Below are 23,582 nucleotides of genomic sequence, written 5' to 3' on the forward strand. Positions count from 1 at the left end.
GATAGGGACTTTGCGGTTGCAGCATGATAGCGCAGCGCGATGGACCAGACCGCCGTCACGCTGATCGCCGCCATGGGCGCCCGCGCCCGCCATGCCGCCACCGCGCTCGCGGGGATGCCGACTTCCGTCAAGGCCGCCGGCCTGCGCGCCGCCGCCGCCGCGCTGCGCGCCGAAGCCGATGCGATCCTTGCCGCCAATGCCCGCGATATCGAAACCGGCGCCGCAAACGGCCTGTCGGGCGCGCTGCTCGACCGGCTGCGGCTCGATCCGGCGCGGCTGGAGGGGGCCGCTGCCGGGGTAGAGGCGGTCGCCGCGCTGACCGATCCGGTCGGCGCCGTCATCGACACGAGCGCGCGGCCCAACCGCCTGCAGCTCAGCCGCGTGCGCGTCCCGATCGGGGTGATCGGCATCATCTATGAAAGCCGCCCCAACGTCACCGCCGATGCGGCGGCATTGTGCGTGATGAGCGGCAATGCCGTCATCCTGCGCGGGGGGTCGGAAGCGGCGCACAGCAACCGCGCGATCCACGCCGCCTTTGCGCGCGGGCTTGCCGCCGCCGGCCTGCCTGCCGACGCAGTCCAGCTCGTCCCGACCACCGATCGCGCCGCGGTGGGCGCGATGCTCAAGGCCGATGGCGCGATCGACCTGATCGTCCCGCGCGGCGGCAAGAGCCTGGTCGCGCGCGTGCAGGAAGAAGCGCGCGTGCCCGTGCTCGCCCATCTCGACGGCATCTGCCACACCTATATCGATCGTGCCGCCGATCCGGTCATGGCGATCAAGCTGGCGCTCAACGCCAAATTGCGCCGCACCGGCATCTGCGGCGCGACCGAGACCCTGCTGATCGACCGCGGCTTTGCCGATCCGCTCCCCGTGCTGGAGGCGCTGGCCGATGCCGGGTGCGAACTGCGCGGCGACGCGGCGGTGCAGGCGATCGAGCCGCGCACGCTCCCGGCGACGCCGGAGGATTGGGACACCGAATATCTCGACGCGATCCTGTCGGTCGCGCTGGTCGATGGTGTCGAGGGCGCCATGGCGCATATCGCGCGTCATTCGAGCCATCATACCGACGCGATCGTCACCGACGACGCCGCGACCGCCGAGCGTTTCCTCAACGGCGTCGACAGCGCGATCGTGATGTGGAACGCCTCGACCCAGTTCGCCGATGGCGGGGAGTTCGGGCTGGGCGCCGAAATCGGCATCGCCACCGGCCGCCTCCACGCCCGCGGCCCGGTCGCACTGGAGGGGCTGACGACATATAAATGGGTGGTGCGCGGGACCGGACAGGCGCGTCCTTGAAACGCATCGGCCTCCTCGGCGGGTCGTTCAACCCGGCGCATCGCGGCCATCGCGCCATCTCGCTCCATGCGTTGCGCGCGCTCGGGCTGGATGAAGTGTGGTGGATGGTGTCGCCGGGCAATCCGCTCAAGGATGCACAGGACATGGCCCCGTTCGCCGCGCGGATGGCGGCGGCACAGCGAGTCGCGCGTCACGCGCCGATCCGCCCCACCGCGATCGAGCAGCGGCTCAACACCCGCTACACCGTCGATACGCTCGCCAAGCTGACGCGCCTGTATCCGCGCCATCAGTTCATCTGGCTGATGGGCGGGGACAATCTGGCGCAATTCAACCGGTGGCGTGGCTGGCGAACGATCGCGCGACAGGTTCCGATTGCGGTAATCGCGCGTCCGGGCTATGATCGCGCTGCTCATGCGAGCCCCGCCATGAGCTGGCTGCGGCGTTTCGTGCGGCCCGCACGCCAGGCGAAGACTTGGACGAAGTGGAGTTTGCCGGCCCTGGTGCTGTTGCGCTTCCGCCCCGACCCGACTTCGGCGACCCGCCTGCGCGCCGCCGACCCCGGCTGGCACCGGCGTGTTCATCGCGGCCGCACGCCGCCTCAACCCTCATTGCCCTAGCCCAGGAGTGCCCTTGTCCGTTTCCCCTCAACTCGATGCCCAGTCGCCCGCCGCGCGCGGCATCTCCGCGGATGCGGAAGCGCTGCACCGGCTGGTGCTTGCCTCGCTTGACGACGATCAGGCGGTCGAGACGGTGTCGATCCCGCTCGCGGGCAAGAGCAGCATTGCCGATTACATGGTGGTCGCCAGCGGCCGCTCGACTCGCCAGGTCGCTTCGATGGCCCAGAAACTGGCCGAAAAGATCAAGGCCGAGTTCGGGCGCAGCCCGCGGGTCGAGGGGCTTCCGGCCGCCGACTGGGTGCTGATCGATGCCGGTGACGTGATCGTGCACCTTTTCCGCCCCGAAGTGCGCAGCTTCTACAATCTTGAACGGATGTGGGCGTTCGGCGACGGCGCACCGGCCGGCACGGCCTGAAGTGCAGCCCGCAACCGGGTCCACCCCGCGTCCGTCCCTTGGACGGATCGCGGGGCCGGGTGCACTGCCCGCGCGGGCAAACGGCCTTGCGATGCGGGGCTGATCGATGCTGCTGCATATCGTCGCGCGCGGCCGCATCGGCCGCAGTCCCGAGGCCGAACTGGTCGATCGCTACCTCAAGCGCGTGTCATGGCCGGTGCGCGTCACCGAATTGCCCGATACCGGCGGGAAGATGCCGGCGGTCGAAGCCGGTACGCGAATCGTGATGCTCGACGAAAAGGGCGAGAATCTCGCCTCGCGCGTCTTTGCCGACCGGCTTCAGGCATGGCGCGAGGATGGCGTGCGCGAGGCCCGCTTCCTGATCGGCGCCGCCGACGGGTTTGACGATGCCGCCCGCGCCGGCGCCGACCTGCTCATTTCCTATGGCCGTGCGACCTGGCCGCACATGCTGGCGCGGGCGATGCTGGCCGAGCAGCTGTGGCGTGCGAGCAGTATCATCGCCAACCATCCCTATCACCGCGAAGGCTGACCATGCGCCGCACGCTCCTGCTCGGCTTCGCGCTGGTGGCAACCGCCGGGATCGGCGTCGCCGCCGTGCCCGGGCCGGCCTCGACGCCCGCCGATCAGCGCGCCCAGCTTGCCGCCGCGACCGCAGCGGCGCGCGCTGCCGAGGCGCGTGCGCGCGCGTTGCAGCGCGCCGCCGCCAGCGAGCGGGACGAAGCGCGCCAGGCACAGGCGCGGGAAGCGGCTCTGGCCGCCCAGATCCAGGCGGCCGAGGCCGACATCGCGGCAGCGCGCGCGCGCATCGCGATCACCGACCGCATGCTCGCGCAGCAACGGACCCGGCTGGCCGAGCGCCAGGGGCCGATCCTGCGCCTGCTTGCAGCGCTGCAATCGCTCGCCAGCCGGCCGGCCATGCTCGCGCTGGTTCAGCCGGGATCGACCGCCGACATCGTCCATGTCCGCGCGGTGCTGGGCGCAGTCACGCCGACCGTGCGGGCGCGGACCGCCGATGTGCGCGCCGAAATTGCCCGTACCCGTCAGCTGCGCGAGCGTGCCGGCCGCGCCGCCCGGAGCCTCGCCGACGGGCGCGCGCGGCTGCAGGCGGAACGGATCGCGCTGGTGCGGATGGAGGCCGAGCATCGGCTGAAATCGGCGGACTATCGGCGCGAGGCGATGTTCGAATCCGACCGCGCGCTCGCGCTGGGCGAACAGGCGCGCGACCTGGTCGACCTGATGGACACCATGGGCGAAGCGGCACAGACGCGCGCCGCGCTCGCCGCGCTGCCCGGCCCGCTGCCGCGCCCGGGCGATCCGGCCGAAACGGTCGATCGCGGCGCCCCCCTGCCCGTGCGCGCCGGCCCGCCGCCCTATCGCCTGCCCGTTGCGGGGCGCCTGGTCACCGGCCTTGGCGAAGTGTCCGATACCGGCGTGCGTGCGCGCGGCCTCACGCTCGTCACCGGCCCGGAGGCGCAGGTGGTCGCGCCGACCGCGGGACGCGTCGTCTATGCCGGGCGCTTCCGTCGCTATGGCAATATCGTGATCCTCGACCATGGCGGCGGCTGGACGTCGCTGGTCGCCGGGCTCGACGCCGTGATGGTGCGGGTCGGGGAGACGCTAATCCAGGGTGCGCCGATCGGGCGTGCGCCGCGCGGCGACGCACCGCGGATCACCGTCGAACTGCGCCGGCAGGGGCGTCCGGTCGACCTCGCGCAGCTGCTCGATTGAAAACGGCGGGTTGCCGGTCCTGCCCCACCGTTGCCGCTTTGCGGCCACGCGGTTCCGGTCTATCCTGTCGCGCAAAGACCTTGAGGAACGTATGCGTATGATCCGTCCCATCCTCCAGGTGTCCGCCGCCGTCGGCGCGCTGGCCCTGATCCCCCTGACCACCGGTGCGATGGCCAGCGTCGATACGTCGAGCTATCGCGAGCTCGATGCGTTCATGGACGTCTATACCCGGGTCAAGGCGTCCTATGTCGACAAGGTGGACGACAAGACGCTGATCGAAGGGGCGATCGGCGGCATGCTCGCGAGCCTCGATCCGCACAGCTCCTATGTCGATGCGCTCGCCTTCGACAATCTGCGGCTGCAGACTGACGGCAATTATGGCGGTCTCGGCCTGTCGGTCACGCTCGAGGATGGCGCGGTCAAGGTCATCACCCCGACCGAGGATACGCCGGCGTGGCGCGCGGGGATCAAAGCGGGCGACTATATCACCCATCTCGACGGCAAGCTGATCTATGGCGGCACGCTCGACGAGGCGATCACCCAGATGCGCGGCGCGCCCGGGACGAGGATCACGCTGCGCATCGTCCGTCCTGGCCGCGACAAGCCGTTCGATGTCGCGCTGACGCGCGAAACGATCGTGCAAAAGGCCGTGAAGTGGGAGGTGCAGGACGGCATCGGCATCCTCAACATCAACACCTTCAGCGCAACCACCGCCGCCGACATGCGCGCCGGGATCGCCGCGATCGAAAAACAGCTGGGCAGCGGGCTCAAGGGCTATGTCATCGACCTGCGCGGCAATGGCGGTGGCCTGCTTAACCAGGCGATCGAGGTCAGCGACGCGTTCCTCAGCCATGGCGAGATCGTGTCGCAGCGCGGACGCGAAAAGAGCGATATCGAGCGCTGGTACGCCGAATCCGCGATCCGCGGCGACCTGACCCGCGGGCTCCCGCTGGTGGTGCTGGTCGATGCCGGAACCGCGTCGGCATCGGAAATCGTGGCCGGCGCGCTGCAAGATCACCATCGCGCGCTGGTGCTCGGCGAAAAGACCTTCGGCAAGGGCTCGGTGCAGACGCTGCTCCAGCTTGGCCCGCGCACCGCGCTGCGCCTCACCACCGCGCGCTATTACACGCCGTCGGGCAAGTCCGTGCAGGAAGGCGGGATCGAGCCCGATCTGTTCGTGCCCCAGATCAGCGACCCCGACTACAAGACCCGCCCGGTCTTCCGTGAAGCCGATCTGCGCCGTCACCTGATCAACGAGACCAAGGTCGACAATGCCGTGCTGGAAGAGGACACCCAGACCGATCCCCGCTTTGCCGCGACCCCGGCCGAGCTGGAGAAACAGCGTATCAAGGACTTCCAGCTGCATTACGCGCTGCAGACGATCGCGCGCATCGGTGCGCCGACGCGCGTCGCCGTCGGCGGCGGCGCCAAGGCGGGCGGGCGCTGAGGCCGGTCATGTCCCCGCTCCGCACCGCCCAGCTGCTCGCCCTGTTCGTCCCGCTCGCCCTGATCGGGGGCGCGCTCACCAGCCAATATGGCTTCGGCCTCTACCCGTGCGAAATGTGCATGTGGCAACGCTGGCCGCACTATACCGCGATCCTGCTCGCCACGCTGGCGTACATCGTGGGGCCGGCACGCGTGCCATTGGTCGCACTTGCCGCACTCGCCATCGCGGTGAGCGGCGCGATCGGCGCCTTCCATGCCGGGGTCGAATATGGCTGGTGGGAAGGGCTGACCCAATGCGCCACCACCTTTGGCGGTGAGGGCAGCGCGCTCGACCGGATCATGAACGCGCCGCTGATCCGCTGCGACGTCGCACCGTGGAGCCTGTTCGGCATTTCGCTCGCCGGGTGGAATGCGCTCTTTTCGCTGGGCGCAGCGTTCACCATATCGCTGCTGTTGCTGAAAGGACGCCGCGCATGAAGTGGAAGCCGGGCGATCGCCGCGAACCGGTCGAGGCCATGATCCGGGTGGATCAGGCCGGCGAATATGGCGCGACCCGCATCTATGCGGGCCAGCTTGCGGTGATGGGCGACCGCCATGACATGGCGCGCGCGATTTCCGGCATGGCCAATCAGGAAGAACGGCACCGCGCCTTTTTCGACGCGCTGATCGCGCGCCGGGGTGTGCGTCCGACCGCGCTGCAGCCGCTCTGGAACGTCGCTGGCTATGCGCTCGGCGCGGCCACGGCAGCGATCGGCCCGACTGCCGCGATGGCATGCACCGTCGCGGTCGAGACCGAGATCGACCGCCATTATGCCGAACAGCTCGACGCGCTCGGCGCGGACGAGCCCGAGCTTGCCGCAGCGGTCGCGGAATTCCGCGCCGAAGAGCTTGAACACAAGGAAAGCGCACTCGCCGCCGGTGCCGAGACGGCGCCGGCCTATCCCCTGCTCTCCGGAGCAATCCGGATGGCGTGCCGCGCGGCAATCGCTGTATCGAAACGGCTGTAAGCGGCCGCAAGGAGTTGACGATGAAGACAATGATCCTGTTCCCGCTTGCGGTCCTCGCCGCTCCGCTGGCGACGCCTGTGGCGCCCGCCGCGGCCCAGAATGCACCGCAAAATGGCGTGCTGATCATCTATGGCGACGACAAATGCCCGACCAACGCCGATGGCGACGAGATCGTGGTCTGCGTCCGGCGCCCGGCCGATGAACGGTTCCGCATCCCCAGCGAACTGCGCGACAGCGGCGTGACCCCCGAGCGCGAAAGCTGGGCAGTGCGCCAGCGTTCGGCGCTGACCGCCGGCGACACCGGCATCGGCAGCTGCAGCACGGTGGGTCCGGGCGGCGGGATCGGTTGCGGGACGCGCGAGATCCAGGCCGGCAAGGCCGAGGCGGATGCCCGCAAAAAGGCCGAAAAGGTCCTTCCGGACTAAGCCGGCACGGCATTACCACCGACCGGCTCGGCAATCGCCATGGGCACCACCGCCGCGCGCCGCCCATGGCACGTGCCAGCGCTGCTGTTCGCATTGGTGTGGCTGTCCTGCACCTGGTTCGGTTCCTGGGCGTTCAATCCCAACAGCGCCACGCGTCTGCTCGCGGCCACCGCGATCGTCGAAACCGGGTCGGCCCGGATCGATCCCTATGGCGCGATGACGATCGACAAGGCGCAGTTCGACGGCCATCTCTACATGGACAAGGCGCCGGGCATGACGCTGATGGCGCTGCCCTTCGTCGCCGCGACCAACTGGATCACTGGCCAGACCAGCGCCGACGTCCCCCATATGCTGTTCGACCCCGATGCCGAGGCATTTCTGCGTCTGCGCATGCGCATCGCCATTGCCGGGATCGGCGCGGTGCTGACCGCACTCGCGGCGGTTGCACTGCTCGACCTTGGCACCGGCATCGGCGGCAGCCGCGCGGCGGGGCTGTTCGCAGGTATCGGCTTCGCGCTCGGCACGACGCTGTGGGGCTGGACGACGACGTGGTTCGGCCATGCCGCCGCTACCTCTCTCATCGCCATTGCACTCTGGGCGGTGTGGCGCGGGACCCGCGATGGCCTCGCGCCCCGCTACGCTCTGGTCGCCGGATTCGCGCTCGGTTGGGCGGTCGTGGTCGAGCATGGCGCGCTGCTGCTCGGCGCACCGGTCGCGCTCTGGGCGCTGTGGCGCATCCGCAACGCCGATCGTGCCGCCCAGCTCCGCACGATCGCGCTCGCCATCGCTGGCGGCATCAGCGCCGCCCTGCCCCTGCTCGCCTACAACCTTGCGACCTTTGGCGATCCGTTCATCACCGGCTACTCGGGCGTGGTCGGGTTCGAGGGGATGAAGCAGGGGCTGTTCGGCCTGACCTATCCCAAGCTCGACGTGCTCTACGAAATCCTGCTCGGCAAGCGGCGCGGGATCATCTGGGTCGCGCCGCTCCTCGTGCTCGCCCCGTTCGGCATCTGGAGCCTGCTGCGCGACCCCGCACGGCGCGACCTCGGCATGCTGGCGACGGGCGGCGCGCTCGCCTGTTTTCTCTACCACGCAGCCTATGTTTATTGGGACGGCGGCAACGCCACCGGCCCGCGCCATGCGCTCCCGGCGATCGCCTATCTCGCGCTCGGCCTTGCCGCCTATTGGGGCAGCGCCAACCGGGTCGAGCGGGGGCTTGGCCTTGCCTTCCTCATCGCCAGCGTGGCGCTCAACCTGATCATCACCGCGGTCGACATCCAGGCCCCGCACCACTTCACCGCGCCGGTGACCGATCACATCCTGCCCGGCTTTCTCGCACTCAACCTGCGTACCATCCCCAGCGAATTCTGGGGCTGGCCACCCGGCGCGGGCCTCGCCCTCTACCTCATCCTCGCCGGCGCCCTTGCCATCCTGCTCGCGCTCGCCTGCCGCCGCAGCGCGCCGGACTGACTGGACAGTCAAACCGCTGGAACGTATAAAGAACATATGGCCCAGCTCGACCTGCGCGAAAAGCTCGAAATCCTTGCCGACGCGGCAAAATATGATGCCTCCTGCGCCTCGTCCGGCACGGCAAAACGCAAATCCTCGGGCGGCAAGGGGCTGGGCTCGACCGAAGGATCGGGCATCTGCCACGCTTATGCTCCCGATGGGCGCTGCATCAGCCTGCTCAAGATCCTGCTGACCAACAGCTGCATTTTCGACTGCCATTATTGCATCAACCGCAAGAGTTCGAACGTGCGCCGCGCGCGCTTCACCGCGCAGGAGGTCGTCCGCCTCACGCTCGATTTCTATCGGCGCAACTATATCGAAGGGCTGTTCCTCTCCTCCGGCATCATCCGCTCGCCCGATTACACGATGGAGCAGCTGGTCGAGGTCGCGCGCAGCCTGCGCGAGGACCATGATTTTCGCGGCTATATTCATCTGAAGACGATTCCCGACGCCGATCCCGGGCTGATCCATCAGGCCGGGCTGCACGCCGACCGGCTGTCGATCAATGTCGAGTTGCCGACCGTCGCCGGCCTCACCCGCCTTGCGCCCGAAAAGTCGGCGCCGCGGATCGAAGGGGCGATGGGCGACCTGAAGCGCGATATCGACGACACGCGCGACGCCCGCAAACGCTACCGTTCCGCCCCTAAATTCGCCCCCGCAGGCCAGTCGACGCAGATGATCGTCGGCGCCGATGCCGCCACCGACCGCGACATCGTCGGCCGCGCTGCCGGACTCTATGGACGGTTCGGCCTGCGCCGCGTCTATTATTCCGCGTTCAGCCCGATCCCGGACGCGAGCGCGGTCCTTCCGCTTCAGCGCCCGCCGCTGATCCGCGAACATCGGCTGTACCAGTCCGACTGGCTGATGCGCTTCTACGACTATCGCCCGGACGAGGTTGCCGATGCCGCCGACCCCGCAACGGGCATGATGCCGCTCGACATCGATCCCAAGCTCGCCTGGGCGCTGCGCCACCGCGATCGTTTCCCGGTCGATGTCAACCGCGCCCCGCGCGAAGCACTGCTGCGTGTTCCGGGCCTGGGGGTGAAGGCGGTCGACCGCATCCTCGTGTCGCGGCGCTGGCGACGCCTGTCGCTCGCCGATGTCGCGCGGCTCACCGTGTCGGTGAAGAAGCTCAAGCCTTTTCTGATCACGACCGACTGGCGCCCCGTCCTGCTCGCCGATCGCGCCGACCTGCGCCCGCTGGTCGCGCCACCGCCGCAGCAGATGCAATTGTTCGCGGCCTGAGAACGACTCGCGGGTGAAACAATCTTCGGCACGATCGGTTGGGCGGGCAAAGGAGACTTTGCATGGCCGAAACCCGCATTTTCGAGGATCTGATCCGCGACCACGACCGTCAGCGCGACCTGCTCGACCGTATTGCCCAGACCAGCGGCGACAGCCCGGAACGACGGGCGCTGTTCGAGGAACTGCGCCTGGAGCTTCAGGCGCACGCGGCGGCCGAAGAGGAGTCGCTTTACGCCACGATGCTCGCCAACCCCGATCTGCGCGACGAAGCACGGCATTCGGTGTCGGAGCACAAGGAAGTCGACGACATGCTGGGCGAACTGGTCGAGATGGAGATGTCGTCGAATGGCTGGCTGACCCGGTTCAAGACGATGCGCGACCGCTACCTCCATCATATCGAGGAGGAAGAGGAGGAGATGTTCCCCGCCGCCGAAAAGGATCTGGACGACGCGACCAAGCGCAAGCTTGCGGCGATCTTCGAGAAGCGCAAGCCGCGCGAACTGGAACGCGCCGAACAGGAAATGCCCGGCGACGCGCGCGAATGACCCCGATCGGTCCCCGCGCCGGTTCATGCGCGGGGACCGGGGCGGACTGACATGCACCGCGTCACGCTCGCCGATGAGGATGATTTCGATGGCTGGCGCGACGCGGCGCGCGCGCTCGCGGCTGCCAATGTCCCGCCCGAGGCGGTGCTATGGCAAGTCGGCGACGCGCCGTCCGACCTGTTCGGCGCCACTGCAGCGGCGCTGCCGCCCGCGCCAGGTCCGTTGCGCGTTTCCCGCCAGTTCATCGATCTTGCCCGCACCGCGATCCTCCATCGCGATCCGGCACGCTTCGCGCTGCTCTACACGCTTTTGCTCCGCCTGATCGCGCGGCCCGGCGCCATCGCGGATCGTGCCGATCCGCTGATCCGCCGGATCGAGGGACTGGCCAAGGGGGTGCGCCGCGACATTCACAAGATGCGCGCCTTTGTCCGCTTTCGCGCGGTGGCCGACGCGCCGGGGGACGACCCGCGCTATGTCGCGTGGTTCGAGCCCGAACATCATATCGTCCGCGTCAATGCCCGTTTCTTCGTCGACCGCTTTCATACGATGCACTGGTCGATCCTGACGCCGGCGCTGACGATCCACTGGGACGGATCGGTGCTCAGCGAGGGGCCGGGCGCCAGCCGCGCCGATGCGCCGCAGGACGATCCGGTCGAGGCGGTGTGGAAAAGCTATTACGCGTCGATCTTCAACCCCGCGCGGCTCAAGATCGGTGCGATGCTCAAGGAAATGCCCCGCAAATACTGGAAGAACATGCCCGAAACCGCGCTGGTCGCGGACCTCATCAAGGGCGCCCGCGCCCGCGAACTGGCGATGGTGCAGACGGCGCGGGCGACCGCACCCGCCGGCGATGCGCGCGCGGCATGGGCCGCGCTGCGCGACGAGGCCGCCGCCTGCACCCGCTGCCCGCTGCACCGCCCCGCAACCGCCACGGTGTTCGGCGAGGGCCCGGTCGATGCGCCGCTGATGCTGGTCGGCGAGCAGCCGGGCGATCAGGAAGACCTCGCCGTACGCCCCTTTGTCGGCCCGGCCGGGCAGCTGCTCGACGCGGCGCTGGCCGAAGCAGGGATCGACCGCGCGGCAACCTACCTCACCAATGCGGTCAAGCATTTCAAGTTCGAGCCGCGCGGCAAGCGCCGCATCCACGCCACGCCCGACGCGGGCGAGATCAGTGCCTGCCGCTGGTGGATCGAACAGGAATTGCTGATCGTCCGGCCGCGCATCGTCGTTGCGCTCGGCGCGACCGCAGCGCGCGCGCTGCTCGGGCGGACCGTGACGATCGCACGCGAACGCGGGCGCCCCGTTTCGCTCGAATCGGGGGCTGAGGCGTGGATCACCGTCCACCCAAGCTATCTGCTGCGCCTGCCCGACCCTGCCGCCGCAGCCGAGCAGCGCGCGGCGTTCGTCGCCGACCTGCGCGCCGCGGCCGCCCGGCTCTAGCCCGCGTCGCGCTTCAGCTTCGCGAGCGCCGCGAACGGACCGGTCGGGTCTTCGCTCAGCACCCCGGCGTCGCGCAGCACCGCATCGGCGCGCGGGCTGCGCGGAAACGGATCGAGCGCCAGCGCCAGCGTCTCCGCCGCCGCCTCCCCCAGATCGATCGCTCCGCCGGTGAAAAACACCGTGTCGCAATCCGCATCGGACAGTTCGACCTCTTCGCCCGACGCCGTGTCCTCGGGCAGGAACCGGATCGCGAACGCCTCGTCCACCTGCGCCGGCACCGCATCGCCGGTGACACTGCATGCCTGCACCACCGCGCCCGCCAGATGCCCGCGTGCGACGACCCCGCTGGCGTCGCGCCGTATCTCCATCTCGGCATCCAGCCGGTCGATCGCGATCAGCCCGAACCGCCGCGCCAGCGCCGCCCGCTCGTCTGCGGTCGCGCTGATCGTCACGCGGTGCGCGCCGGCACCGATCCCGTCGAGCCGCTGGGCGCGCGAAAATTCCGGCTGGATCATGGCATCCGTCCCGCCATCAGCGCGTCGAGCGGGGTTTCGGCGAGCGCCGCGCGCAGCGCGCGCAACGCTGCAGCGCTGTGGCCGAGCGCATCCGCCCCGGGGTCCTCGCCGCGATACAGGTTGCGCAGCAGCGCCGCTTCGAACGCCCCCGGCGCCGCATCGCTGGCGAGTGCGTCGCGATAGGCGGCGATCCGCCCGCCGAGCAACGCCATCATCTTGCCGATGCCCTTGCCGACCACGACATCGCCGATGCCGATCTGGCGCAGCTGCCCATCCATGTCGGCAACGAAACATTCGGTCAGCCGCGCCGTGACCTCTGCCGCCGCCGGCTCATGCTCGATCCGCAACATCACGATGCCCAGCACGCTCGCGATCATGTCGAACCGGCCATTGACGCTGTCGGGTACAGCGCCCGCCTCATACCAATGCGGTTCGCGCCCGCGCGCGACCACCGCCTGGTAAAGCGCCGCTGCCGGGTTTTCCGCGCGCCGCCCGGTCAGCTTCTGCCACAATCCCATCGTCACACTCCAATTGCCTCACGACGCTTGTTTGCCGGGGCTGCCCCGCATATTGAGGGGAACGGCGCGCGATGCAATGCGTGGCCCGTGCCCGGTCTGGGGAGAGTGAGTTTGATGAAGTCCGCCCGTATCCTGTCCGTCGCGCTGTGCGGCACGATCCTGCTCGGCACGAGCGCCTGTGTGAAGCCACTGCGCGGGTATCAGGGCTATGTGGTCGATGCGGACCTGGTCAATTCGGTCCAGCCCGGCGTCGACAATCGCGAATCGGTCCTCGCCACGCTCGGCAAGCCGACGCTGACCAGCCAGTTCAACGAAGGCGAATGGTATTATGTCGGGCGCGCGACCCGCAATTTCGCGTTCAACAATCCGCGCGCGGAGCAGCAGACCACGCTGCGCATCCGCTTCGATTCGGCGGGCAATGTGACCGAAGTCGCGCGCACCGGGATCGAGCAGATCGCGAAGATCAATCCATCCAACGAAAAGACCCCGACCCTGGGTCGCGAACGCGGCTTTTTCGAGGATCTGTTCGGCAATATCGGCACGGTCGGCGCGCCGGGGACCGGCGGCGGCCCGGACGGCCCCTGACCGGGTCGCGGCTTTCGCGCCGCTGAACCGCCCATTCCCGCGCGGTTCAGCCGGGCGGGTCTAGCTTCCTCCCATGCCCGCCAGTCGGGCGATGTGCAGGAGGAAGACGATGAAGAAACTGATTGCCACCGCGCTGATCGCTGCGGTCGCCATGCCGGTGATGGTCCCGGCTGCCAGTGCCCAGTCGCAGCGCGAGGTGCGCCGCGAGCGCCAGGATCTGCGTGAGGAACAGCGCGAACTGCGCGACGCCCGCCGCTATGGCGACCGCCGCGACATTCGCCGCGAACAGCGCGACGTGCGCGAAGCGCGCCGCGACTATCGCGACGCGGTTCAGGATCGCAACCGCCGCTGGGGCGACAATGACTGGCGCGGCTATCGCGGCACCAATCGCGGCCTGTACGCCCGGGGCGGCTGGCGTGCGCCGTTCCGCTATCAGGGGTTCCGTGCCGGGGTGCGCATCGCGCCGACCTATTATGGCAGCCGCTATTTCATCGCCGATCCGTGGCGTTACCGCCTGCCGCCGACCGGCCGCTATCAGCGCTGGGTGCGCCATTATGACGATGTGCTGCTGGTCGACACGCGTCGCGGCTATGTCGTCCGCGTGATCCGCAACTTCTACTGGTAACCCCATGAAAGGGCCGCGCCGGCGGATACGCTGCCGGCGCGGCCAGTACAGGGTTCGGGCCCGAAAGGGATGGACCGGACGCGAGAACGCACCGCCCGCGCTTTGGTTCAACGCACCGTAAACAGGATCTGGTCGACGACCCGGCCGCCCGGCGCCACCAGCCGCAACTGGTGCCGCCCGGGGCCCGCCAGCACCAGCGGACGCGAATCCGCCGCGCCCAGATCGCGCCCGTCAAGCGTCAGGCGATGGCCGATCACTTCGCCCGATACGCTGATCGCCATGCGCTGTCGCTCGATCGGGATATCCGGGTCGAGTGCATAGACGCTGCCCGCCACCGGGCTGACGATGCGCGGCCGCCGCGCCACCGCCGGCGCCGCCGCGACCTGTGTCATCGCCGTTCCGGCGAGGAAATATTCGCGGCGCGGCTGTTCGATCGTGCCGCTGAAACGGACCTGCCGCGCCTCGATCCCCTTAGGCCGCGCCGGCGCGCGTCCGGGCTGCTCGGCGTGCAGCGCCATCATCACGTCGCGCCACACCGGCGCCGCGCCGCTCGTCCCCGACACCGCGCGCATCGGATCGCCTTCCAGATTCCCGACCCACACGCCGACCGTGTAGCGGTCCGAAAAACCGATGCACCAATTGTCGCGCATCGCCTTTGACGTGCCCGTCTTCACCGCGGCCCAGAACGGCAGGCGCAGTGCCGAATCCATGCCGAACGTACCCGCGCGCGCCGCCGGGTCGGCGAGCATGTCGGCGACCAGCCACGCGGCCTGTGGCGTGGTGGTCGGGCGATCCGCCTCAGCCTTCGCCTCCGCTTCGACCCGCAACGGCGCCCAGCGCCCACCGCGCGCCAGGCTGCGATAGGCCGCAACCTGCTCGACCAGTGTCACCTCCGCCGACCCCAGCGCCAGACTGAACCCGTAATAATCGCCGCTCTCGGTCAGCCCGCGATAGCCGCTGTCCCACAGCCGGTCGCGAAACGCCTCCACCCCGGTCAGGATCAGCGTCCGCACTGCCGGTACGTTGAGCGACCCCGCCAGCGCCGAGCGCGCACTTACCGGCCCCTTGAAGGCGCGGTCGTAATTTTGCGGTACATACAGGCCAGACGCGGTGTCGAGCTGCACCGGGCTGTCGTCGAGGATCGAGGCGGGGGTGAGATACCCCTTCTCGATCGCCTGCGCGTAGAGGAACGGTTTCAGCGTCGATCCCGCCTGCCGATAGCTCGCCGCGCCATCGACCGCGGGTGCAGTCGATGCCCCGCCAATCCCGCCAACCCACGCCAGGATCTCGCCCGTTCGATTGTCCGCAACGATCACCGCCCCGTCGCGCGCACGCGTCCCGCCAAGGCCGACCAGTTGCCGCCGCAGCGCCCGGATCGCGGCGCGCTGCACATCCAGGTCGATCGTCGTCTTCACCCGCAGCCCCGGCTGCGTCAGCATCCGGTTCGCCAGATGCATCGCCAGCCCCGGATCGAGCGCCAGGCTGCGCGCCGGGCCCAGCATCGATGCCGCCGCGCCGGCAAAGCGGCTGCACTCGGTTTCCCGCGACAGCGCGCACGCGCGGCGCGCAACCGTCGCCGCGCCCGCCGCCGGATCGGGCAGCAAGGCCGCGAGCAACAGCCCATCGTCGCGGGTCAGCGCATCGGGCGTCTTGCCGAGCAGCCCCAGCGCCGCGGCACCGATCCCCTGCGCCTCACCGCGAAACCCTGCAAGGTTGAGATACGCCTCGAGGATTTCGTCCTTGCTCCACGCGCGTTCCAGCGCGGCGCCCGCCCGCATCTGGCGGAGCTTGTCGATGAACCCGCGCGATCCCGGCGCAGCCAGATCGGGCGACAGATAGGCCGCGACCTGCATCGAGAGCGTCGATGCGCCGCGCGCGCGCTTCCCCTCCAACCGGTCGCGGATCGACCCGGCAACTGCCCACCAGTCAACGCCGTCATGCTCGCGAAAGCGGCGGTCCTCGGCGTTCGCGATCGCCGCGACGGCTTCCGGCGCAATCGTGTCGAGCGGGGTCCAGGCCAGCCGCCGCGCCTGAAAATCGACCCGCGAACTGTCAAGCAGCCGCCCCGCGCGGTCATACAGCCACGCCTCGGACGGCTTCCACCCCGCCACCGTCGCGCGATGCGAAGGCAGCGGCGGCGGCAGCGTCGCCCAGTCGATCGCCGCATGCCCCCCGGCGAGCGCCAGGATCGCCGCCACCGCGATGCGCGGTCCGCTCCACCATGCCCGATGCGTCGTCGCTTCAAGGCCGGTCCAGAGGCTACGGACACGCTCGGTCAGGGACGGGAGGAACGCCACACCCACTCGCCGTCACCCCCGCGAAAGCGGGGGTGACACATGAGGGCCGCTAGTCACCGTTGCACCACCACCACCGGCTGATTCGGAACCGCCGCGCGGATCTCGGGCGAATACATCGCCTCGACCCGGCTCGGCGGCAGCTGCAACCGGCCCGCCGCATTCAGCCGCATCGCATAGCTCACGCTGTGGGTCCCGCGCGGCATCCACGCGAAATAGCCCCGCCACGCATCGCGTCCGCGCTCGACATAGCTGGTCCCGCCGCTGCTGGTCCCTTCGGCCAGCATCTCCGACTGACCGCCCAGCGATCCGATCACCGTCGCACCCGCCGGCACCGGATCGCTGATCACCACCCAGTTGCGGTCGGCACTCGCCTCGACCGTCAGCGTCACCTTCAGCACGTCGCCGCGCGTCAGCACGCCCTTGGTCTTGGCCTGCACCACCTCGACCGTCCGGGTCAGCTTGTAGCCGGCGTTGAGCGGCTGGGTCAGCGGCACCGCCGCCTTGACCTGAACGCTCGCCCATGGCCCGGCACCGCCCGACTGGCTCAGCACCAGCGGCGTCGGCGTACGCGGCAGGGCGAAGAGCAGGCTGCGCTGCGCCTCGGCCAGCGGCCAGCTGCGCGTCACCGTCCGCGTGCCGATCGTCGCCGTCGTGATTCCCGCCACGTCAGCGGCGGGATAGACGCCCTCGAACTTGCGCGCAGCGATCACGCCCCATGCATTGGCAGTGGTCGTGTCCCAATGGCCACGTTGCTGGCGCAGCGCCGCGCCGACCATCATCTTCGGCCCCTCGCCCTGGAACGCCGGACGGCCCAGGGTCGCAACCAGCGCCTTCAGCACCGATTCGTCGCCCGATGCCATCAGCCACCACGGCACATTGCCCTTGTCGGACAGGTCGATCCGCGTCCCTTCATACACCAGCCGCGTCTTGAGCACGCCCTCCGCCGCCGCGCGCAGCTGCGCACCATTGGCAAGGCCAGGCACCCGGCCGAGCGCCGCGATGTAATCGGCAAGGGTCGAGGTCGGCATGTCCTGCGGCGTGATGCCGAGCTGCCCCAGCATCGCCGCATTGGCGGCCCCCTGCCGCGCCAGCGCCGCGAACGCCGCGACCTTTTGCAGCCGCACATCGCCATAATCGTCGTGCCGCAGCCGCCCGTCGAGCACCGCCTTCAGCGCCTCGATCATCCGACCGCGTGATGCTTCGGGGATCGGCAGCCCGGCCTCCGCCGTGATCGACAGGATGTAGCTGGTCAGCGCCTCCGATCCGCGCAGGCTCTCCGACGGGAAGTACCGCAGCAGGCCATCGCGATCGAGATAGACCGGCAGTTCGCCCGCCAGGCGATTCCATGCGCCGACATCGCCCAGCACCACCGCCTGTGAGGTACGCTGCTCGAAACAGCCATAGGGATAGGCCGACATGTAATCGCGTACGCCCTGCAGCGGCGGGACCAGAGTCGGCGTCAGCCGCACTGTCACGCTGCCCATGCCGGGCAGCGCTCCGCCGGGCGGCGCGATCGAGATCGGCCCGCCCTCGCCCACGCGGGCAAGCGTCGCTGCCCAGGTTTCGACCGGCACCGCTGGCGCAATCTCCTGCGTCACGGTCACTGCATCGACCGCCTTGCCGCCCGCATCGCGTGCGGTGACATTCCATTGCAGCTTGTCGAAGCCCTGCGGCGCGGTCAGGTTCCACGCGATCGGCACCGCGCCGCCCGCCGGGATGTCGACCGTCAGGTCACGGCCAACCGCCACCTTGGGCGACAGCTCGACCTTCGCCGTCACCGTCATCGGCTTGTCGGAGCCATTGCGCAGCGTGAAGCCTGCCGAGAAGAAGTCGCCATCGCGCACCAGCGGCGGGATGCCGGCAAAGATGCTCAGATCCTGCGCCGTCCGTACCGCCGTCTCGCCCATGCCGAACGTCTGGCCGTCGTCGCCCAGCGCCACGGCGACCAGCTTGAACGCGGTCAGCGCATCGCTCAGCGGCACGTCGACCACCGCCTGGCCCTGTGCGTTGAGCGGCACCGTCCCGCGCCACAGCAGCACCGGCTGGAAATTCTCGCGGTTCAGCGCGGACAGGTCGCCACCGCCGCCGCCGCCAGCCGCGACCGCCTTGCGCCCATAATGGCGCTTGCCCACCACCTGCGTCTGTGCGGTAGAGGTCAGCACCGACAGCGGCCGCTCGCCCATCATCGCCTTGAGCACGTCCAGGCTCTCGTTCGGGGCAAGCTGCAGCAGCGCCTCGTCCACCGCGACGAAGGCGACATCGGCCTTGGGCGCGACGCTGCCATCGGGGTTCTTGACCTGTAGCGCGACCTTCGCCGTGTCGCGCGCGGCGTAGCGTTCCTTGTCCGCCTTGACGGTCACGCCCATGCGGTGGCCTTCCCAGCCGACCTTGATCTTGGCGATGCCCATGCGGAAGCTCGGCTTGGCCAGATCGACCAACGCCGTCGGCTTGGCCCCCTCGCGCGAGAAGAAGGGCAGGTTCCAGCGGCGAGCGAGGTCCGCCCACCACAATTTCCACCCGCCGACGCGCCCGCGCACCGCCATCACCGACACGAACACATCGGGGGCATAAACGCCCTTCAGCGGCACCTCGACCACCGGATTGTCGCCCGACAAGGTCGTGACAAAGCTCGACAGCACGCCCTCACGCTCGACCGTCACCAGCGCGGTCGCCTCCCGGAACGGCATGCGTACCTGGAATCGCGCAGTATCCGTCGACTTATACTCCTGCGCCTCGGCAATGACGTCCATCCGATCGCCATTGTCGCCGCCAAACCACCAATCATCCTCGCCCGCGAGCCAGACCGAGGTGGTGGCGCGCGCGACATTGCCGGCGCTGTCGGTGGTGGTCGCGACAACATGCACCTCGCCCGATACGCCCGGGTCGATCGAACATTGCGCCAGACCCAATTCGTCGGTCCTCGCCGAACAGGATGCGCCGATCTTGGTCGTGCGCATGTTGTTTTCATACGCGTAGAAGCCGCCGATCAGTCGCCGCCGCGCGGTCAAGATTTCGCGGCTGTACACCGCAACCTGCACCTTCTGACCGTTGAGCGGCTTGCCCTGCGGGTCCAGCGCGACGAAGCGCAGCCGCAGGTCATCCTCCTTCATCAGCCAGCCATCGGTCTTGACGCCCAGCTGGACGGCCGCGCCGAACAGGGTGATGCCGCGCGACGCGGTCAGCACCTCGCCATTGGCGTCCTGATAGTCCATTTCGACGCGCATGCGGCTGGTGCCGGTCAGCGTCTGGGGGATGTCCACGCTGGTCCGCGCGGTGCCGTCGGCGCCAAGCGTCACCGGCAGCGTCTGCATCGGCGGCAGCTGGCTCGAATCCTCTTCCTCGCCGTCGCCGTTGAGTGGCTTGGTTCCCTCCTCGATCGCGCGCCCGCCAAAGCTGTAGCCGTCATAGCCATCGGGCGCGTCGCCCGCGTCATAATAGCCGATGCGCAGTTCGACCGGCAGGTTCGACGCCCCGCCACCCGAGAGGTACCCGACAAACAGGTCGAGCGGCAGCGTCTTGGGCCGCACCGCCGCTTCCTTCGGCCCGGCGACCGACGCCTTCATCGTCGGCAGCTTGTATTCGTCGACCTTGATCGACTGGCTGGTCCAGACCGTCTCCTCGCCGCCCTTGCCGTCGCTCTTCACGAATTGCAGGTTATAGTCGCCCATCGGCGCGCCCTGCGGCACGTTCCACTGCGTTTCGCCGCTGCCGCTCGCCCCGATCGTGACCGGCAGGTCGAACTGCGTGTCCGAACCGCTGTGCGACAGGCGCAGCAATCCCTTGAACCCTTCGGGGCGGACAAAGCCACTCGCGACCGGCCGGCGCAGGATATGCTTCATGTTGACGCTCTCGCCCTGGCGAACCAGCGCGCGGTCGAACACGGTGTGGACGATGTCGCTCGCGGCATTGTAGCCGAAGGACAGGTCGAAATCGTACGGACGGATCCCCTCGCCCCACGCGGTCAGCGTAAAGCTCATGTCGTCGCCCTTGCGCGCCGATACCATCAGCGGCGGCGAGGACCCGTCCTCGCACCCGCCCCAGCTTTGCGGTTCGGGCAGCCCCTGCGCCACCGCGAGCCGGCCGAACTGGTCGGTCTGGCCGGTTGCCAGCCCGGTGCCCGAGCAACTGTCGGTCACGCGCACCTGCGCGCCGGCGACCGGCTTGCCGCTGTCGAGCGCGGTGACCCAGACAAGCGATCCTTCGCGGCCCCATTTGAAGTGCACCGCCATGTTGGTGACCAGCGCACCTGCGGCCACGTAGCGCGGCGCATCGCGGCCCAGCAGCGCGCGGCCAAGCTGTGGCGATGCCAGCTCGACGACATAGAATCCTGGCTTGCTCAGCGGGATTCCGACGACCTCGAACTCCTTGCCCTTGCCCGGCAGGGCAATCGGCTGCAGCGCGGTGCCGCTCGCCCCGGTCAGGATCGATTTGGCGCCGGTCTGATTGATCGTGACCGTTTCGCTGCCCTGCTTGACCTCGTCGCTCTTGTAATCATCGGCATCGTCGATCGTGCGCAGCCATTTGGCGATTTCGCCGTCCGACGCCTCGACGCGTAGCTGCTGGCCGGCGATGCTCAGGCCCTTGCGCTGCAGCGCCGGTTCGACGTTGCGCACCGTGACGGGGAGCACCCCGCCCTCCTGCGCCTCGATGATCCCGAAGGGTGCGGCAAACTTCACCAGCGGGGGCGCTTCGTCGAACCGCACCTCCAGCGGGAAGCGCTGGCCATTGGACAGCACCCGCCCGCTCTCGTCCTTCAGCCCTGCGGGCAGGACCACCTTGCCGGTGGTGGATGCCGGCAGCGGCCCGGCGAACTTGATGTCGCTGACCGTATTGGCGCGCTTGTCGTCATCGCTCAGCACGGGGGTGAGCTGCTTGCCATCGGGCAGCGAAATGCGGATCGCCTCGGCCTGTTCGCGCGGGATGCGCGCGGTGAAGCGGACCCAGGCTTCCTTGACCGGGTTGCACCCCGCTTGCGGATTGACCCGCGAACATTCGAATCGCGCCTCGAACGGCTTGCGCACGGTGAAGTCGAAGCGCTGGTCGGCGCCCGCGGTCTTGCCGCCAGCCCCCGCTACGCCCGCGCCCCATACCAGCGCGACGTCACGCCCCGGCGGCAACGGTCGCCCGCATTTCAGCGCGACGACGTTGGACAGCACCTTGGCGCGCTCCTCCGCCTGTTCCGGCAGCGCCTCGGCCATCCCGGCCTCGCTCAGGAAATTGCGCACTTCCCAGCGCTTGGGATTCAGATCCTGCAGCAACTTGCCCGGCACTTCGGGGGCGAGCAATTCGACCGGGATCTTCTCGCCGATGCCCTCGACCGCGCAATAGGCATTGGCCGCGACCGACGCGCGCGTGGCGGGCATGTTGGTGCCGATCAGGAAGACCTGGTCCTCCTCGATCTCCCCGCCCCAGCGTTGCGGCAGCATCGCCTTGACCGTCGGCCCGCCGGCATCGATCGTGAACTCGCGCTTGCCCGCGACGGCATAGCCGGCGACGCTCTTCAGCCGCTCTTCCAGCGTGACGGTACAGGTCGTCCCACCCGGCAGCGGGCTGGAAAATTCCCAAACATAGGTCTGCTGATCGACCCAGCGCCCCGCGCCGCCGATTGCGCACGCAACCTTGATCGGGGAAGCCGCGCGCGGATCGCCCAGCGGCACCATTGGCTGGCTGAAGCGCACCGTATAGCGCTCGATCGCGCCATCGCCCATGCCGGGGGTGGCCAGCACCACCTGCGGGCTCGAATCGCCCCATGCCGCAATCGGTGTGAGTGCCAGCGCCAAGATGGCGGCCGCGCGTGCCAGGTGCTTCATCGAACCCACTCCCCCCAGACAGGTTACGGCGCCGACCCTACGCGCCTTGCCGCCGGAGTCCAGTGTCAGCACCGCCCTCTTCTCAGTTTCTGTCAGTGGTTTGCGCGCCTGGCGTCCCGCACATTCGGCGCATCGCGGCACCCCGCCGCGTCGCCATTCAACGATGCAAGGATCGGATATCATGAAGAAAATCGCCCTGGCGCTCGCCGCCGCGCTCACCACGCTTGCCACCCCGGCACTCGCGCAGGAAGCCGAAGATTTCAGCGGCGCCAAGGCGAGCATCACTGCCGGCTACGACGTCGTCGACCTCAACACACCCGGGGTCCGCAACCCCGACGGCGGAACCTATGCGCTCGGTCTTGGCTATGACATCCAGAAGGGCCGCACGGTATTCGGGATTGAGGGCGAAGTGGCCGACTCGACCGCCAAGCTCAAGGCCGGCGGCGCCACGCTCGCCGAGGCCAGCCGCGATCTGTACATCGGCGGGCGCGTCGGCATCGTGACCGGCAAGACGCTGATCTATGCCAAGGCCGGCTATTCCAACTTCCGGCTGCTTACCGTCGCGGGCAACGGCAATGCCGACGGCTTCCGCGCCGGCGCCGGGCTGGAGCACAAGCTTACCGATACCGTCCATGCCAAGGTCGAATATCGCTACACCGATTACGAAGCCGGCATGGAGCGCCAGCAGATCGTTGCCGGAATCGGCCTGCGCTTCTGATCTCAAAGCGATGACAGAAGGGCCGGCTCCCGCTCGGGAACCGGCCCTTTCTTTCGGCGCAGCGCGGGCCCGGTCCGTGCCTGGCGTCGGACGGGCTCCGCCGCCGTGTCAGTACATATGCTGCCCGCCATTGATCGACAGCGTCGACCCGGTCACGAACCCGCCCTCTTCGGCGCACAGAAATGCGACGCCGCGCGCAATCTCGTTCGCCTGGCCCAGCCGCCCGACCGGGATCTTCGCGACGATCTTCTCGAGCACTTCGCCCGGAACCGCCGCAACCATGTCGGTGTCGATATAGCCCGGTGCGATCGCGTTGACGGTCACCCCGAACTTCGCGCCTTCCTGCGCCAGCGCCTTGGTAAAGCCGTGGATGCCGCTCTTCGCCGCGGCATAGTTGACCTGGCCATATTGGCCCGCCTGCCCGTTGATCGACCCGATATTGACGATGCGGCCCCATTTGCGCTCGCGCATCCCCGGGAACACGCCCTTGGCCATGTTGAAACAGCCGCCAAGGTTGGTGTCCATGACCTCCTTCCACATCTGGTAGGTCATCTTGAGGATCGTGCCGTCGCGCGTGATGCCGGCATTGTTGACCAGCACGTCGACCGGCCCCAGCGCCGCCTCGACCTGCGCGATCCCCGCCTGGCAGGCATCGTAATCGGCAACGTCCCACTTGAACGCGGAAATGCCCGTCCGCTCGCTGAACTCGGCAGCGCGCTGGTCATTGCCGGCGTAATTGGCCGCGACCGTCATCCCCATGTCGCGCAGCGCGATGCTGATCGCCTCGCCGATCCCGCGTGTGCCGCCCGTAACGATCGCTACCCGTGCCATAACCTCTCCC

The 23,582-nt window shown here is 68.8% G+C and carries 21 protein-coding genes; 16 read left to right on the forward strand and 5 right to left on the reverse strand.

What is annotated here, in order from left to right; translation table 11 throughout:
• Positions 1–39: 39 nt before the first annotated feature.
• From J2Y54_RS07240 to J2Y54_RS07300, 13 genes are all read left to right on the forward strand, one after another.
• Complete coding sequence (locus tag J2Y54_RS07240) at positions 40–1,296, forward strand: glutamate-5-semialdehyde dehydrogenase (RefSeq protein WP_310038165.1); 1,257 nt, start codon at positions 40–42, stop codon at positions 1,294–1,296.
• Complete coding sequence (locus J2Y54_RS07245) at positions 1,260–1,913, forward strand: nicotinate-nucleotide adenylyltransferase (RefSeq protein ID WP_310038167.1); 654 nt, start codon at positions 1,260–1,262, stop codon at positions 1,911–1,913. The genes J2Y54_RS07240 and J2Y54_RS07245 overlap by 37 nt, the downstream gene beginning before the upstream one ends.
• 13 nt (positions 1,914–1,926) lie before the next feature.
• Positions 1,927–2,328 carry a ribosome silencing factor gene (gene rsfS / locus J2Y54_RS07250; protein ID WP_405052883.1) on the forward strand — a complete coding sequence of 134 codons (402 nt, stop codon included), beginning with the start codon at positions 1,927–1,929 and terminating at the stop codon, positions 2,326–2,328.
• A gap of 106 nt (positions 2,329–2,434) precedes the next feature.
• Positions 2,435–2,857, forward strand: coding sequence for a 23S rRNA (pseudouridine(1915)-N(3))-methyltransferase RlmH (locus tag J2Y54_RS07255; protein ID WP_310038169.1), 423 nt, complete (start codon positions 2,435–2,437; stop codon positions 2,855–2,857).
• A 2-nt stretch (positions 2,858–2,859) separates the two neighbouring features.
• The gene (locus J2Y54_RS07260; RefSeq protein WP_310038170.1) at positions 2,860–4,056 is read left to right on the forward strand and encodes a peptidoglycan DD-metalloendopeptidase family protein; all 1,197 of its coding nucleotides are present in this window, start codon (positions 2,860–2,862) and stop codon (positions 4,054–4,056) included.
• Positions 4,057–4,153: 97 nt separating this feature from the next.
• Complete coding sequence (locus J2Y54_RS07265) at positions 4,154–5,503, forward strand: S41 family peptidase (RefSeq protein ID WP_310038172.1); 1,350 nt, start codon at positions 4,154–4,156, stop codon at positions 5,501–5,503.
• An 8-nt stretch (positions 5,504–5,511) separates the two neighbouring features.
• Positions 5,512–5,979: a disulfide bond formation protein B gene (locus J2Y54_RS07270; RefSeq protein ID WP_310038173.1), complete on the forward strand. Its 468-nt coding sequence runs from the start codon at positions 5,512–5,514 to the stop codon at positions 5,977–5,979.
• Positions 5,976–6,509: a demethoxyubiquinone hydroxylase family protein gene (locus J2Y54_RS07275; RefSeq protein ID WP_310038174.1), complete on the forward strand. Its 534-nt coding sequence runs from the start codon at positions 5,976–5,978 to the stop codon at positions 6,507–6,509. Before J2Y54_RS07270 ends, J2Y54_RS07275 begins: the two co-directional genes overlap by 4 nt.
• A gap of 20 nt (positions 6,510–6,529) precedes the next feature.
• On the forward strand, positions 6,530–6,934 hold the full coding sequence (locus J2Y54_RS07280; RefSeq protein ID WP_310038176.1) for a hypothetical protein: 405 nt from the start codon (positions 6,530–6,532) through the stop codon (positions 6,932–6,934).
• A gap of 39 nt (positions 6,935–6,973) precedes the next feature.
• Positions 6,974–8,404 (forward strand): hypothetical protein, encoded by a 1,431-nt coding sequence (locus tag J2Y54_RS07285; RefSeq protein ID WP_310038179.1) that lies wholly within the window; start codon positions 6,974–6,976, stop codon positions 8,402–8,404.
• Between the two features lie 36 nt (positions 8,405–8,440).
• A complete protein-coding gene (locus J2Y54_RS07290) occupies positions 8,441–9,688 on the forward strand; it encodes a putative DNA modification/repair radical SAM protein (RefSeq protein WP_310038180.1) in 1,248 nt (415 codons plus the stop codon).
• Between the two features lie 62 nt (positions 9,689–9,750).
• Entirely contained in the window at positions 9,751–10,233 is a 483-nt protein-coding gene (locus J2Y54_RS07295; protein ID WP_310038182.1) for a hemerythrin domain-containing protein, read from the forward strand.
• Positions 10,234–10,284: 51 nt separating this feature from the next.
• Positions 10,285–11,673 carry a UdgX family uracil-DNA binding protein gene (locus tag J2Y54_RS07300; RefSeq protein WP_310038185.1) on the forward strand — a complete coding sequence of 463 codons (1,389 nt, stop codon included), beginning with the start codon at positions 10,285–10,287 and terminating at the stop codon, positions 11,671–11,673.
• Here the strand turns inward: J2Y54_RS07300 and J2Y54_RS07305 are convergent.
• Together J2Y54_RS07305 and J2Y54_RS07310 are read right to left on the reverse strand one after the other, a co-directional pair.
• Positions 11,670–12,188, reverse strand: coding sequence for a YceD family protein (locus J2Y54_RS07305; protein WP_310038187.1), 519 nt, complete (start codon positions 12,186–12,188; stop codon positions 11,670–11,672). The two genes, J2Y54_RS07300 and J2Y54_RS07305, sit on opposite strands and share 4 nt — an antisense overlap.
• A complete protein-coding gene (locus tag J2Y54_RS07310; RefSeq protein ID WP_310038189.1) occupies positions 12,185–12,706 on the reverse strand; it encodes a ubiquinol-cytochrome C chaperone family protein in 522 nt (173 codons plus the stop codon). Before J2Y54_RS07310 ends, J2Y54_RS07305 begins: the two co-directional genes overlap by 4 nt.
• A gap of 114 nt (positions 12,707–12,820) precedes the next feature.
• On the opposite strand from J2Y54_RS07310, the gene J2Y54_RS07315 reads away from it, so the two are divergent.
• Positions 12,821–13,291: an outer membrane protein assembly factor BamE gene (locus J2Y54_RS07315; protein WP_310038191.1), complete on the forward strand. Its 471-nt coding sequence runs from the start codon at positions 12,821–12,823 to the stop codon at positions 13,289–13,291.
• A 109-nt stretch (positions 13,292–13,400) separates the two neighbouring features.
• Entirely contained in the window at positions 13,401–13,916 is a 516-nt protein-coding gene (locus J2Y54_RS07320; protein WP_310038193.1) for an RcnB family protein, read from the forward strand.
• Positions 13,917–14,023: 107 nt separating this feature from the next.
• Here J2Y54_RS07320 and pbpC read toward each other — a convergent pair whose 3' ends face one another.
• Together pbpC and J2Y54_RS07330 are read right to left on the reverse strand one after the other, a co-directional pair.
• Entirely contained in the window at positions 14,024–16,114 is a 2,091-nt protein-coding gene (gene pbpC / locus J2Y54_RS07325; protein ID WP_310038498.1) for a penicillin-binding protein 1C, read from the reverse strand.
• Positions 16,115–16,266: 152 nt separating this feature from the next.
• Positions 16,267–22,023, reverse strand: a complete 5,757-nt coding sequence (locus tag J2Y54_RS07330; RefSeq protein ID WP_310038195.1) for an MG2 domain-containing protein — start codon at positions 22,021–22,023, stop codon at positions 16,267–16,269.
• 181 nt (positions 22,024–22,204) lie between these two features.
• Here J2Y54_RS07330 and J2Y54_RS07335 point away from each other — a divergent pair, with 181 nt between their 5' ends.
• Positions 22,205–22,741 carry a porin family protein gene (locus J2Y54_RS07335; RefSeq protein WP_310038197.1) on the forward strand — a complete coding sequence of 179 codons (537 nt, stop codon included), beginning with the start codon at positions 22,205–22,207 and terminating at the stop codon, positions 22,739–22,741.
• A gap of 108 nt (positions 22,742–22,849) precedes the next feature.
• Here the strand turns inward: J2Y54_RS07335 and phbB are convergent, their stop codons facing one another.
• Entirely contained in the window at positions 22,850–23,572 is a 723-nt protein-coding gene (gene phbB / locus J2Y54_RS07340; RefSeq protein WP_310038199.1) for an acetoacetyl-CoA reductase, read from the reverse strand.
• Positions 23,573–23,582: the final 10 nt, after the last annotated feature.

It is taken from the genome of Sphingomonas sp. BE123, from assembly GCF_031456015.1.
Classification (GTDB): Bacteria; Pseudomonadota; Alphaproteobacteria; order Sphingomonadales; family Sphingomonadaceae; genus Sphingomonas.

Excerpts from the sequence above, each read along its gene's own strand:
- J2Y54_RS07320 (WP_310038193.1), top strand. The coding sequence starts at position 13,401 with ATGAAGAAACTGATTGCCACCGCGCTGATCGCTGCGGTCGCCATGCCG.
- J2Y54_RS07275 (WP_310038174.1), top strand. The coding sequence starts at position 5,976 with ATGAAGTGGAAGCCGGGCGATCGCCGCGAACCGGTCGAGGCCATGATC.
- J2Y54_RS07315 (WP_310038191.1), top strand. The coding sequence starts at position 12,821 with ATGAAGTCCGCCCGTATCCTGTCCGTCGCGCTGTGCGGCACGATCCTG.
- J2Y54_RS07290 (WP_310038180.1), top strand. The coding sequence starts at position 8,441 with ATGGCCCAGCTCGACCTGCGCGAAAAGCTCGAAATCCTTGCCGACGCG.
- J2Y54_RS07310 (WP_310038189.1), bottom strand. The coding sequence starts at position 12,706 with ATGGGATTGTGGCAGAAGCTGACCGGGCGGCGCGCGGAAAACCCGGCA.
- J2Y54_RS07240 (WP_310038165.1), top strand. The coding sequence starts at position 40 with ATGGACCAGACCGCCGTCACGCTGATCGCCGCCATGGGCGCCCGCGCC.
- J2Y54_RS07260 (WP_310038170.1), top strand. The coding sequence starts at position 2,860 with ATGCGCCGCACGCTCCTGCTCGGCTTCGCGCTGGTGGCAACCGCCGGG.
- J2Y54_RS07295 (WP_310038182.1), top strand. The coding sequence starts at position 9,751 with ATGGCCGAAACCCGCATTTTCGAGGATCTGATCCGCGACCACGACCGT.
- J2Y54_RS07265 (WP_310038172.1), top strand. The coding sequence starts at position 4,154 with ATGATCCGTCCCATCCTCCAGGTGTCCGCCGCCGTCGGCGCGCTGGCC.
- J2Y54_RS07280 (WP_310038176.1), top strand. The coding sequence starts at position 6,530 with ATGAAGACAATGATCCTGTTCCCGCTTGCGGTCCTCGCCGCTCCGCTG.
- phbB (WP_310038199.1), bottom strand. The coding sequence starts at position 23,572 with ATGGCACGGGTAGCGATCGTTACGGGCGGCACACGCGGGATCGGCGAG.
- J2Y54_RS07300 (WP_310038185.1), top strand. The coding sequence starts at position 10,285 with ATGCACCGCGTCACGCTCGCCGATGAGGATGATTTCGATGGCTGGCGC.
- J2Y54_RS07270 (WP_310038173.1), top strand. The coding sequence starts at position 5,512 with ATGTCCCCGCTCCGCACCGCCCAGCTGCTCGCCCTGTTCGTCCCGCTC.
- J2Y54_RS07335 (WP_310038197.1), top strand. The coding sequence starts at position 22,205 with ATGAAGAAAATCGCCCTGGCGCTCGCCGCCGCGCTCACCACGCTTGCC.
- J2Y54_RS07330 (WP_310038195.1), bottom strand. The coding sequence starts at position 22,023 with ATGAAGCACCTGGCACGCGCGGCCGCCATCTTGGCGCTGGCACTCACA.
- J2Y54_RS07245 (WP_310038167.1), top strand. The coding sequence starts at position 1,260 with ATGGGTGGTGCGCGGGACCGGACAGGCGCGTCCTTGAAACGCATCGGC.
- J2Y54_RS07255 (WP_310038169.1), top strand. The coding sequence starts at position 2,435 with ATGCTGCTGCATATCGTCGCGCGCGGCCGCATCGGCCGCAGTCCCGAG.
- J2Y54_RS07305 (WP_310038187.1), bottom strand. The coding sequence starts at position 12,188 with ATGATCCAGCCGGAATTTTCGCGCGCCCAGCGGCTCGACGGGATCGGT.
- J2Y54_RS07285 (WP_310038179.1), top strand. The coding sequence starts at position 6,974 with ATGGGCACCACCGCCGCGCGCCGCCCATGGCACGTGCCAGCGCTGCTG.